This window comes from Ferdinandcohnia sp. SAFN-114 (assembly GCF_059415045.1).
In genome coordinates this window covers 42,760-55,214 of sequence record NZ_JBPFDQ010000030.1, presented here as the reverse complement: position 1 = coordinate 55,214, position 12,455 = coordinate 42,760, and the positions used below count along the sequence as shown (strand labels likewise).

General features: G+C 37.0%; 14 protein-coding genes. 12 read left to right on the top strand and 2 right to left on the bottom strand.

The window, feature by feature from the left end:
- The first annotated feature begins 486 nt into the window (after positions 1-486).
- Positions 487-1,611, top strand: coding sequence for a TIGR04053 family radical SAM/SPASM domain-containing protein (locus tag ACR65M_RS11655; RefSeq protein WP_440273386.1), 1,125 nt, complete (start codon positions 487-489; stop codon positions 1,609-1,611).
- A gap of 41 nt (positions 1,612-1,652) precedes the next feature.
- On the opposite strand, the gene ACR65M_RS11650 is transcribed toward ACR65M_RS11655, so the two are convergent.
- Positions 1,653-2,357, bottom strand: coding sequence for a Crp/Fnr family transcriptional regulator (locus ACR65M_RS11650; RefSeq protein WP_440273385.1), 705 nt, complete (start codon positions 2,355-2,357; stop codon positions 1,653-1,655).
- Positions 2,358-2,529: 172 nt separating this feature from the next.
- Between ACR65M_RS11650 and modB the strand changes: the two genes are divergently transcribed.
- The 5 genes from modB (at position 2,530) to ACR65M_RS11625 (ending at position 6,596) form a co-directional block, all read left to right on the top strand.
- A complete protein-coding gene (gene modB / locus ACR65M_RS11645; protein WP_121445437.1) occupies positions 2,530-3,183 on the top strand; it encodes a molybdate ABC transporter permease subunit in 654 nt (217 codons plus the stop codon).
- A 136-nt stretch (positions 3,184-3,319) separates the two neighbouring features.
- Positions 3,320-3,844: a cupredoxin domain-containing protein gene (locus ACR65M_RS11640; protein WP_440273384.1), complete on the top strand. Its 525-nt coding sequence runs from the start codon at positions 3,320-3,322 to the stop codon at positions 3,842-3,844.
- A 14-nt stretch (positions 3,845-3,858) separates the two neighbouring features.
- A complete protein-coding gene (locus tag ACR65M_RS11635; RefSeq protein WP_440273383.1) occupies positions 3,859-5,346 on the top strand; it encodes a cbb3-type cytochrome c oxidase subunit I in 1,488 nt (495 codons plus the stop codon).
- Entirely contained in the window at positions 5,336-5,944 is a 609-nt protein-coding gene (locus ACR65M_RS11630) for an SCO family protein (RefSeq protein ID WP_121445434.1), read from the top strand. Before ACR65M_RS11635 ends, ACR65M_RS11630 begins: the two co-directional genes overlap by 11 nt.
- A 31-nt stretch (positions 5,945-5,975) precedes the next feature.
- Positions 5,976-6,596, top strand: coding sequence for a hypothetical protein (locus tag ACR65M_RS11625; protein WP_440273382.1), 621 nt, complete (start codon positions 5,976-5,978; stop codon positions 6,594-6,596).
- Between the two features lie 38 nt (positions 6,597-6,634).
- On the opposite strand, the gene ric is transcribed toward ACR65M_RS11625, so the two are convergent.
- Entirely contained in the window at positions 6,635-7,342 is a 708-nt protein-coding gene (ric, locus tag ACR65M_RS11620; protein ID WP_440273381.1) for an iron-sulfur cluster repair di-iron protein, read from the bottom strand.
- Positions 7,343-7,531: 189 nt separating this feature from the next.
- Here ric and ACR65M_RS11615 point away from each other — a divergent pair, with 189 nt between their 5' ends.
- From ACR65M_RS11615 to argC, 6 genes are all read left to right on the top strand, one after another.
- Positions 7,532-8,494 carry a methyl-accepting chemotaxis protein gene (locus ACR65M_RS11615; RefSeq protein WP_440273380.1) on the top strand — a complete coding sequence of 321 codons (963 nt, stop codon included), beginning with the start codon at positions 7,532-7,534 and terminating at the stop codon, positions 8,492-8,494.
- Between the two features lie 61 nt (positions 8,495-8,555).
- Entirely contained in the window at positions 8,556-9,824 is a 1,269-nt protein-coding gene (locus ACR65M_RS11610) for a molybdopterin molybdotransferase MoeA (protein ID WP_440273379.1), read from the top strand.
- Positions 9,809-10,321 (top strand): molybdopterin-guanine dinucleotide biosynthesis protein B, encoded by a 513-nt coding sequence (mobB, locus tag ACR65M_RS11605; RefSeq protein WP_440273378.1) that lies wholly within the window; start codon positions 9,809-9,811, stop codon positions 10,319-10,321. The genes ACR65M_RS11610 and mobB overlap by 16 nt, the downstream gene beginning before the upstream one ends.
- Positions 10,322-10,536: 215 nt before the next feature.
- Positions 10,537-11,007 (top strand): molybdenum cofactor biosynthesis protein MoaE, encoded by a 471-nt coding sequence (locus ACR65M_RS11600; protein WP_440273377.1) that lies wholly within the window; start codon positions 10,537-10,539, stop codon positions 11,005-11,007.
- Complete coding sequence (moaD, locus tag ACR65M_RS11595; protein WP_121445427.1) at positions 11,004-11,237, top strand: molybdopterin converting factor subunit 1; 234 nt, start codon at positions 11,004-11,006, stop codon at positions 11,235-11,237. Before ACR65M_RS11600 ends, moaD begins: the two co-directional genes overlap by 4 nt.
- Before the next feature lie 146 nt (positions 11,238-11,383).
- Positions 11,384-12,424, top strand: a complete 1,041-nt coding sequence (gene argC / locus ACR65M_RS11590) for an N-acetyl-gamma-glutamyl-phosphate reductase (protein ID WP_121445426.1) — start codon at positions 11,384-11,386, stop codon at positions 12,422-12,424.
- The last annotated feature ends 31 nt before the right edge of the window (positions 12,425-12,455 follow it).

Sequence of the window (12,455 nt, the reverse complement as noted above, 5' to 3'; positions counted from 1 at the left end):
TCAAATTAATGAAAAAGTGTTAAATTTAATATGGATAGGTGTTTTATATATGTCTCATTTGGCTAGGTCAGTTCAATATTCCTATTTGTTTTTCCTCTTGGGGGCTCCAAACCTACTTGTAGCAGTAGTGTTAACCCTCAATTACATTTAATTTCTTCAAAGAGTATTTCTTCATTTCAATTTCATATAGTATTGATGTCTAGCTCCAGCGCCTAAACCCTTGAGGCCATAAGCCAATCAGTCAAGGAGGATTAAATCCATCCTTCTCGCCAGCTTTTCTTATGCTTTTCGGACTTGCACATGATGTGCTGGCGTCTACGTTTGCCACAGGACGTGGCAGTAGTTAGTAGACGTTCAATTTCAAGGCGCTTGCGCTTTTCTTAATTTGTGAACAATTTTAAACACCTCCGTTTTCTGTGATGTACCTCACATTGCTTACTATTTTATAATGCTAAAATGTGTACATTAACAAGGGAGGTTTGCCTCATGTTTGAAAGAGACTATAACAAAGATCCGTTTATTGTGATTTGGGAGCTTACAAGGGCTTGCCAATTAAAATGTTTACATTGCCGTGCCGAAGCACAGTATAAAAGAGACCCTAGAGAGCTTTCCTTTGAAGAGGGGAAAAAGCTAATCGACCAAATATATGAGATGAATAATCCGATGCTTGTATTCACAGGTGGGGACCCGTTAATGCGGCCTGACGTTTATGACATTGCCGAATATGCAATTAAAAAAGGTGTGCGCGTTTCCATGACACCAAGTGCGACACCAAATGTAACAAAAGAAGCCATTCAAAAGGCGAAAGAAGTAGGATTAGCTCGCTGGGCATTTAGCTTAGATGGTCCAACTGCTGAAATTCATGACCATTTCCGCGGAACAAATGGTTCATTCGATTTAACAATGAGAGCCATTAAATATTTACATGAACTTGAAATTCCAATTCAAATCAACACTGTAATATCAAGATACAATGTCCATGCATTAGATGAAATGGCAAAATTAGTTGAGGACCTCGATTGTGTACTATGGAGCGTCTTTTTCCTAGTACCTACTGGTCGTGGAAAAGAAACGGATATGATTTCTCCGGTTGAACATGAAAAGGTATTTCGCTGGTTGTATGACCTAAGTAAACGTGTGAAATTTGATATAAAAACGACTGCTGCACAACACTATCGCCGTGTCGTTATACAATCAAAATTGCGTGAAACAAAGGATGCAAAACAACAAATCCGTTATGAAGACGCACTTATGCAAGGGAAAACGGGGCAAATTGATGGACTTGGAAGAGCGCCACAAGGTGTAAACGATGGGAATGGGTTTGTCTTTATTTCTCATACTGGAGATGTGTATCCGAGTGGTCTATTACCTGTAAAAGCAGGGAATGTTCGTGAGACTCCACTTGCTGAAATTTATCGTGAATCCCCAATCTTCAAAGATTTGCGTAATCCTGACAAATATAAAGGGAAATGCGGAGTATGTGAATTTAGACATATATGCGGTGGATCCCGTTCTCGTGCATATGCCATGACCGGCGATTACATGGAGAGTGAACCATTCTGTGTATATATTCCTGAAGCATTTCGTAAAAAAGAAAGAACATTACATTAAAATATCTAAGACCCATGGAGCCCGTGGGTCTTTTCTTTAGGTTATTCAATACTACAATATTTAGCTGGACATTCCTCGCACTGTATTGCTTTTTTGATATATCCTAAATTGTGAATAGTGATATAGCCCTTGTGAACAGAAATAATATCCTTCACTCGTAAATCATGCAGCATCCGGTTTACACTTTCTCTTGTGGTTGCACAAAAATTAGCTAGTTCCTGATTGGTCAGACGTAGGTCAATTAAAGTGCCGTTTTCCTTTTCAACCCCATAGCTGTTGGTCATCCTAATTAATGTGGAATATAATGCTCCTTTTTTGCCTAATAAAACAAGGTCTCTAAACTTTGTTTGTGTTTTTCGGAAATGATCACTCATCCACTTCATAAATTCAAATGCTAGTGTTGTATTTTCAAAGAGTTTTTTTTCTAATTCATCCTTTTGAATTACAGCAACTTCACAATCCTCCAATATCCTGCAATCAAATAAATATTTAGGTTGATCTGTAAATAGGGTCAACTCCCCAACGATTTCATTTTGGCTACAGATTCGAAGCGATAACTCATTGCCATCCGATGTCCCTTTACTTACCTTTACACGCCCTGATAGAATCAGATAGAGTTCAGAAGCTTTCATTCCTTCACGAAATAAATAGGTTCCTTTTTTCATATTGATGACTTGATTAGCTGATTTAAGAAGCTCGGTTAATTCATCTGAAATGGTTGATTGATGTAATGCTAATTGACTCATAGGTACCACCTTCCAAATAGGAATGCTATACTTGTTTCTAAGAAAATCATATAATGTTAGGCAGACAGTAGGTGTATAATAAATCACACTTACTTCATTTTTGAAGCATAATACCTTGGAAAATAAGGATTCCTGACATTTTGAACAATTTTTAACAATTGAGGTTTGTATAATGGAACTTACTTTTTGGTCACCTATTAAATTATCGATCACCATCGCCATAACGGCAGGTTGTATTGTCTTACTCCTTGGCCTAATCATAGGCAAATGGATGGCACATAAGCAATTTAAAGGAAAGCTCTTTCTGGAAACATTGTTAATGCTGCCACTGGTTTTGCCTCCATCGGTTGTTGGTTTTTTATTAATTGTGATTTTTGGACGAAATAGTTTTGTAGGAACGTTTCTTGAGAAATTAACAGGACAACCGATTATGTTTACGTGGTGGGCAGCTGTTATTGCTTCGACTGTTGTTGCCTTTCCGTTAATGTACCAATCCGTAAAGACGGGATTTCAAACAGTAAATACAGATATTGAGGATGCGGCAAGAACGGATGGAGCAAATGAATTTAGTATATTTCTGTTCATTTCGATTCCTTTATCGTTGAAAGCAATTGTAACGGGTTTTATCTTGAGTTTTACTAGAGCACTTGGGGAGTTTGGTGCAACCCTGATGTTTGCTGGTAATATACCAGGAAAAACACAAACACTGCCAACAGCAATCTATGTTGCCATTGATACCGGAAATATGGAATTGGCCTGGCTATGGGTATTAACAACGGTCTTCATCTCATTCCTAATGCTAGCGTTAACCTACTTAATTAAATAGTCGTTATATAAAGATGCATTCTTGACAAGAATGTGTCTTTTTTTGTTTCAGTCCCATTTTGTGACAAACTTAACAGATTTATGGCCGAGCAATATGTGACAATCTTGCTGAAAAGAGAAATTAGGAGGGGGTTTCTTTGTACCAAACAGCCGCTTGGTATCTTTCCATTATTTTAATGGCCTTAATTACAGTTATTTTTATTACCGTCGTATTAAAAACCAATAAGCGAAGAGAGTATGAACCAATTCAGAAAAAATGGTACCGTTTTAGAACGATTTATTTCTTAGTTCTACTCGTTGTATTTGGAACTTTAACGTATTTTACACTACAGGATCTTCCATTTGAAAGACCGGTATATGGACAAGAAGAAAATCCAGTCATTGTCGATGTTGAAGCCGTTCAATTTGGATGGAACATGAGTCTAACGGAATTCAAAGTGGGGGAGCCAATTGAATTCGATATCACAAGCTTAGATGTTAACCATGGCTTTGGTATCTATGACAAAGACATGAATTTATTAGCACAAACTCAGGCAATGCCAGATTATACTAATACGATTTACTACACATTCTCGGAGCCTGGGACATATCAAATATTATGTATGGAATACTGTGGGCTTGCTCACCATCTCATGGTTGGTGAAATTGTCGTAACAAATTAAGGAGGGGGTTAACAATGTCTACTAATATGGTAATGGGAGCGACAAATAACTCTCGAAACAAAACAATCGCTATTTATCTATTAACAGGTAGCCTCATCATTTTCTCAATGATGGTATTCGGAGTGTTAATGCTATTTGCACAAGGAAAAATGATTGATGTGGACCCTGCATTCTTTTATGAAATTATGACCGTCCATGGAACGGGAATGATAGGGGCCGCAGCATTAGCCGCAGCTGCAGTCATGTGGTTCTTCTTAAGTAAATATGTAAAATTAAGCAAAGCTATTTTAATCACAAATTTTATCACATTCATTATCGGTGTCCTAATGGTATTGGTAGGAATATTTGTATTTGACTTTGCAGGAGCTTGGACGTTTTTATATCCGCTACCAGCTATCTCTGCTGGTGGATGGGAGATGGCGGGAGCAACACTATATTTAGGTGGTATGCTCATACTTGGGGTAGGATTCTTATTGTTAAATTTGGATGTTGCTAGAGCGATTATTAAACAATATGGAAGTTTAGGAGAAGGTTTAGGATGGTCTATTGTCTTCGGTAAGGTAAAGGGCTATGGTCCCCCAGCTACTGTCGTTGCTAGTACAATGGTTTCAATTGTAAACACCACTGCATTAATCGCAGGTGCAACAGCACTCGTTATGAACCTTATTAATCTATATATTCCAACAATCACAATTGATCCAATGCTTGCAAAAAATCTAACATATGCATTTGGTCATATCTTTGCAAACTCTATTATTTACATGGGAGTTATCGCAGTTTATGAGATATTAGCGGCTTATACAAATCGTCCATGGAAGGCAAACCGCCCATTCTTAATTGCGTGGAACTGTTCAACATTATTTACGATTACTATCTATACTCATCACTTGTTAATGGACTTTGCATTACCAAAGTGGATGATTATAATTGGACAAGTACTCTCCTATGCAAACGGATTACCAGTATTAGTTATCACAGCATACGGTGCGCTAATGATTGTCTATCGTTCAGGAATTAAATGGGACATTGCCTCTTCGTTCATGTTTTTATCCATGTTTGGTTGGGTAATCGGAGTCGTACCAGCAATTATTGATGCAACAATTGTTGTAAACCATGTCATGCATAACACAAAATGGGTACCAGGTCATTTCCATATGTATATGGGATTAGGTGCAACTGCGATGTTATTTGGATTTATGTATTACTTGGCAAAAGTGAATAAAAAAGAGAAGGAAACAGCAATTGATGGAATTAGCTTTTGGGTATACATCATGTTTTTCATTGGATTATGTGGATCTTTTCTATTTTCCGGTAAGGTCGGAGCTCCAAGAAGATGGGCGGAGCATTTTCCAGAGTGGATTCCATATGACCGTATGGGAGCTATTTTCGGTATCTTTATAGTCTTAGCTGTATTGATATTTATAATCCGCTTTTGGAATTTCTGCAGGTCAATTGATTATAAATTTAAAGAAAAAATAGGATCAGATCGTCATGTTGCGTAAAAGTATTGGTATTCTATTTGCACTTGTAGCGGGTCTTTCATTGCTATGGATAGGTACAGATGGATTACGGGCTTTTACGGCTGAGAAAGCAAGAATTATTGAATTAGAAAGGGAGCAGCCAAAGCTCCCATCTGCTACATTAATTGATTCCAATTCAGAAAACTTTCAACTACAAGAGTTAAAAGGGAAATATACGCTTTTAACCTTCATGTATACATCGTGTGGGGACGTATGTCCGGTTTTAGAAAGAAATTTTGCAGAAATTTATGAAAATATCCCTAATGATGTCCTAGGGAAAGAAGTTGTGCTTGTAAGCATAAGCTTTGACCCAGAGAATGATTCTCCGACGGTATTAAAATCATATTCTAATCATTTTGGTGCAGATGGGGAGCATTGGAAAATGGCCACTATTCAGGATGAGCAGGAATTAAAGAATGTCCTTGACGCCCTTGAAGTAGTAGTTATCCCTAATGAATACGGGGGCTATGAGCACAATTCTGCATTTTATGTGATTAATCCAGATGGAAAATTAACGAATATCTTTGATTACCAAACACCACAAGTTGTTGTGGAATACATGGATTCTATCCTATTCTAGAGGTGAAAATATGTACCGTTTTCGATATGTAATGATAGGGCTACTTTTACTTCTATTCGTTTCACTTCCGTATATAATGTCTTTGTTAGAAGAGAGTATGGTTGGAACAATGCTTATTCAATATCCACTATTAATAGGAAGTGGATTTTTTCTTGCAAAAGGGTTTCCGAGAAAATGGCGAGGTTTCTTCGTGTTTTACAATGAAAATGGTATTGCGGGTATATTTACAGCAATATGCGTTGTAGGTTTTTGGCTGTTGCCTAGGTCAGTAGATGCCGCACTTAATGAGCCAATCATGGAGATTGCGAAATATATGAGCCTATCACTTCTTGTGGGGGTACTCTTGTTTTATAGTTGGCAACTGCTAGGTCCGATAAGTAAAGCCTTTATTTGGGCTAATCTGATTTCTATGATTTTTGTGATGAGCTGGCTTTATTCAGTATCACCAGTCCGTCTTTGTAATAACTACTTAGTGACAGCCCAACAACAGCTTGGAAAAGCGATGTTTGTATTAGGAGTAGCGATCTGTATTTTATTTATTGGACGGGTATTTTTAGGAAAGCCTGAAATCAATAAGAATACAACTATGAAAAAAAGGAAATATATTAACCTGAATATTCATGCAAAAGAACTGGATGAACGGATGACATAAAAAAGAGCTGACATATGTCAGCTCTTTTTGATTTGGTGTTAGTTGCCAGTCGCAGCTCTTGGAAAAAGTATATTATTTTCTAAATGAATATGCTCGAATAAATCTGCTTCAAGTGCCTCGAGACGTTGGTAGACAAGACGATACGTTCCACATGCACCGATTGGTGGTTGGAAATCATTTGTGATGTTACGAATTTCTTTTATAATATTTCCGGCCTCATCATGATCGTCTTCTAATTCGATTACATGCTTCTTCACTAATTCTTGATTTTCAGCAGTTGGTTCTTTTTCAAATTTTACGATGAGTGGAAAAGAATCTGCTTCTTCTTTAATAGTGTGTTGTTCTAGCTCAACCTTCAATTGATTAAAAAGTGAATGTACCCTTGCTAGGTGTGGATGATTTCCACCGTGAACGCGTAATACCTTTGTTACATATGGACTAAGCTGTGGAAGTTCTTCATTTAAATAACGATGGTGTTTATTAACGATATGATCAATTAATTCTGAATAGCTCGCAGCTTTCCAATCCACCGTTTTTTCATTTAATTCTTTCATGTCCTGGTAAAGAGCATTTAGTTTAGTTAAAACTTCATCTTTTGAAAGATTTCTTTCCTCAATTGCATCTATAAGTGGTCGGTTTCCACCACAGCAAAAATCAATTCGAAGTTTTTTGAAAAGGTCCCCAGCCTTTGGAAACTCAGTTACAATTTCTCCAATGATATGTTGTTCAGTAAAAGTGTGTTCCATGATTCTACCTCCTATTTAGTAAGCTACTTCTAGCATAGCTTGTAACACAATCAAATGAGGTGATGCGAATCACACTTTTGCTAAATAATCGTCGAAAAATAAGATGAAAGTGATGGAAATCACAAATACAAATGGGACAAGTTTGATAGTATTAAGCTATATTAAGATGGCTGCAAGGAGTTGGGGTAAATGTTTATTCGTAAACAATATATAGAAGATCTCGAAAAAGAAAATATCCAACTAAAAAGAGAATTAGAAGAATTAATAAATGAAAGAGATCGGCAAAATGAAAGCACTGCTACGTTTATTAAACATTTTTACGAAGAGCTTGTGGCGACAATTGAACAGCATGAGCATGTTAATGGACAGCATCATGTTTTAGGTGAACTCGTAGCAAAAATAAAGTCTAAATTCGATAGAGTGGAAGAGTTAAGTCTCTTATCCTTTCAAAATTCAACGAAATTATATAAAAATGGTCAATCCTTACTATCAGCAGCAAGTGATATGGTTACAAAATCAACGGAAGGAAAGAACGAAGTATTAGAGGTTGAATCAATCATGAAAAAGCTTGGAAGCCAATTAAATGATACATCTGAAAAAATGAATCATCTTAATAGCCGCTCAAGGGAAATCGAGGATATTGTTGGAGTCATTAAAGAGATTGCAGATCAGACTAATTTATTAGCATTAAATGCCTCAATTGAAGCTGCTAGGGCAGGTGAGCAGGGGAAAGGATTTTCAGTTGTGGCTGCAGAGGTTAGAAAATTAGCAGAGAGTACGGCAGTTAGTACGGAGCATATTAGTTCACTCACAAAGGCGATTCAGAAAGAAATCAATGAATCCTTACAATCGACTACACACAGTACAAGTCTTGTTCATTTAGGGGTTGATGTAAGTATAAATACAACCGAAAGATTTAATTACATTATGACAGTGATTCAGTCTGTGCAACAAGAAGTTCACTTGGTCTTGGACACAATCGAGGAACAAAAGGAGTTTTCACAAGATGTAATGAATGAAATATCAAATACAAAAGAGCTATTTGATAATGCTAATCATTTAATTGTTCAACATATTATAGATGCTAAAGTTGTTGATGATAAATTAGAAGAAGGAATCATTCAACTTAATGACATCACTGCAAGAAAGTAGTGGTTTTTGTTTAAATATACTACAATAGGAAAAAAGTAGATAAAAGAAGCGAGTGGATAACATGGTTGAAAAACGAACACCGATACCGGTTCCAGAAGCGGTATCTCGTGTAATGGAATTTGCGGGTACAGGTACAAAAGAATTAGTACCGATAGAGGCCAGTTATGGACGATTTTTAGCAGAGGATTTAATTGCTGATCACGATGTCCCTCATTTCAATCGTTCCCCATATGATGGCTTTGCTTTAAGGTCAGCGGATACAATAGACGCCAGACAGGACCATCCAATTGAATTTGAAGTAATAGAAGAAATTGGAGCAGGTTCAATTGCTACGAAAAAGGTAGATGCTTTTCAAACAGTTCGAATCATGACAGGGGCGCAAATGCCAGCCGAATGCGATGCGGTTGTGATGCTGGAATTGACAAATGAATACGAACGTAATGGCAAAAAATACATGTCGATTAAAAGACCTTTTAAATCCGGAGATAATGTTTCATTTCAAGGTGAAGATACAAAAAAAGATTCTGTCCTAGTCGAAAAAGGAATATTCATTAACCCTGGAGTAAAAGCACTTTTAGCAACCTTTGGCTATCATCAAGTTGAAGTGGCAAAGAAACCTGTAATCGGCATTTACGCTACAGGAACAGAGTTGCTTGATGTTAATGAAGGATTACTACCTGGGAAAATTCGTAACAGCAATTCTTATATGGTCAGTGCACAAATTGAAAGAGTAGGGGCAAAGCCCAACTATTTCGGTAAACTTTCGGATGATTTTGACCTTTGCTATGATGCAATCAAAAACGCATTAGATGAAGTTGATATTCTCATTACAACGGGTGGAGTTTCAGTTGGGGATTATGATTATCTACCCGCAATTTATGAAAAATTAGGTGCAGAAGTATTATTTAATAAGATTGCAATGAGGCCTGGTAGTGTCACAACGGTTGCTCAACTAAATGGCAAGCTATTGTTTGGCTTATCTGGCAATCCTTCTGCCTGTTATGTTGGCTTCGAACTATTAGTCAGACCAGTGGTGCGAACAAGATTATATTCGAATCATCCACATCTATTAAAAATACAAGCTGAACTCAATGCTGACTTTCCAAAACCAAACCCATTTACAAGGTTTGTACGGAGTAGAATTAGCTTCTCTGATGGCAAAATTTTGGTGACGCCTAGTGGGCTTGATAAATCGAATGTAGTTTCCTCGCTTGCTGGGGCGAACGCATTAATGGTGTTACCCGGTGGAACACGCGGGTTTGGAAAAGGCGACGAAGTGGATGTGTTATTACTGGAAGATCAGGAAGGAAGTATGTGGCCTTGGAAATAAGGTTTCCACTTTTACAAATCGTTGGATATCAAAACAGTGGAAAAACAACGTTAGTTGAAAAAATTTTAAAAAGAGGCACAGAACTTGGGGTTAGGATTGCAACAATTAAACATCATGGACATACAAGCATTCTGAAGGGACTTAATAAAGAAAAAGATTCTTCGAGACACTTTAAAGCAGGTGCATCTGCAACTATTGTTGAAGGCGGTGGAAGTCTTCAGCTAGAAGCAAAGACTTCCGGCTGGACTTTAGAAAAACTCATTCAGCTGTATGCTTTTTTTGAAAATGATATGGTATTAATTGAGGGGTTTAAATTAGCCGATTATCCCAAAATTGTTCTGATTAGGAATGACGCGGACAAGGAGTTGCTAACTTCATTAACAAACATAGTAGCAGTTATTTCTTGGATTCCAATCGAATCTAATTTTCCTCTTTTTCATATAAAAGATGAAGAAATTTATTTAGAATGGATATTTAACTTTATTCAAAAAGGATAAATGTAGTAATGAAGTTTAAAGGAGCAATCCTGAGTAGAATGAAGTTAAATGTCTCCGGCGGATGCAACAGATTTTTTATAAAAAGTTTACGAGAATAAGATAAAGGACTAAGAACGCCACGTCCTATGGCAACTTTTTTTTGACCCGCATCGTGTGGCGTTAAAAATCTGTGCGCAAATACGCCTATGCGTATTTGGATTGAGGGAGGTAAATCAATGACTAATACATTATATAAAATTACGAAAGAACCTATCAATGTTGAAGAAGTTACGAATAAAGTCGTTAGACGTGAGGCCGGTGCTGTTACTACTTTTATCGGCACAGTCCGCGAATTCACGAAGGGGAAACGGACCCTCTATTTAGAATATGATGCATATGTTTCAATGGCAGAAAAAAAGCTTGCTCAAATTGGTGAGGAAATAGCTGAAAAATGGCCAGAAGCTAAAACTGCCATTATTCACCGAATTGGTCGATTGGATATATCAGAAGCTGCTGTTGTCATCGCAGTCTCCACACCACATCGTAAGGATGCCTACGCTGCAAACGAGTATGCAATCGAAAGGATTAAACAGATTGTTCCCATTTGGAAAAAGGAGCATTGGGAAGATGGAGAAATGTGGATAGGCAATCAATTAGAGACAAAACAATATCTAACCGGTCGACCAGAAGAGGAGGATCTAAAATGATAACTGTTTTATTCTTTGCTCATTTACAGGAAATGGCAGGAACAGATAGAATAATTTTACATGAAAATGAGCTAACTGTAACAGATTTGAAAGAAAAGCTTTCGAACGACCATGGTATAATAAACCTTGACCAAATTATGTTTGCAATTAACGAAGAGTATGCAGGAGATAAGGACGTTGTAAAAGCAGGAGATACAGTGGCGTTGATTCCACCAGTAAGTGGAGGGTAATTATAAAACCATCGACTACTGGTGTTTTTTTTGTATAAAAAAACTGAATTATTTATAAAAATACAATTGATTTTATTTTTATACGGACTTATAATGAAACATATTTCAAAATTTAATTTGTAACTAAAAACAATGAGGTGGATATATTGAAAGCGGCAATTATAGGGGTTACTGGTTATGGCGGAATTGAATTATTAAGACTATTGACAAACCACCCAACTATAGACGTTCATTCTGTTCACACTTCGTCTCAAACAGGGATGAAGCTTTCAGAGGTCTACCCCCATGTTACTAATCTGGTAAATCATTCTTTAGAAGATATTGATATTCCTAAGATTGCAAATGAAGTTGATGTTGTATTTCTTTCTACACCATCAGGGGTATCAACCACGATTGTACCTGAACTATTGAAAGAAAATGTGAAGATTATTGATCTATCTGGGGATTATCGTTTAAAAAATCCTAGTGCCTATGAACAATGGTATAAAAAGCCAAGCGCCCTACAAGCAGACCTAGACAAAGCTACATATGGTCTTCCTGAATGGAATAAAGAAGAAATTAAGAGTAGTAGTTTTATATCCAATCCTGGGTGCTATCCCACTGCAACAGTGCTTGGTTTAGCTCCGTTAGTGAAACATAAACTAATAGATGAAAAATCAATTGTGATCGATGCTAAATCAGGAATATCCGGAGCTGGAAAGAGCCCTTCTAGAACTACGCATTTCTCTGAAAGCAATGATAACTTTTCAATTTATAAGGTAAATCAACATCAACATATTCCGGAAATTGAACAGGTGATACAAGGGTGGGACGATTCAATCCCATACGTGACGTTTAGTACACATTTGGTTCCAATGACCAGGGGAATTATGTCAACGATGTATATCAATCGTGCAGTAGAGACATTTACAATGGACCAACTTTATGAACTTTATAAGGAAAGCTATCAAGATGCTCCATTTGTAAGAATCCGAGAAAAAGGCGCATTTCCTGCCACAAAAGAGGTTTATGGAACGAATTATTGTGATATTGGCCTTGCATTAGATGAGCGAACAAATCGAATTACCGTTGTGTCAGTCATCGATAATTTAGTTAAAGGGGCTGCTGGTCAGGCCATCCAAAATGCAAATATAATGTTAGGTTTAGAAGAAAATACGGGATTACACTATGTCCCTCTATTCCCATAATAGAATTATGATTGATAGATAAGGAGTGACT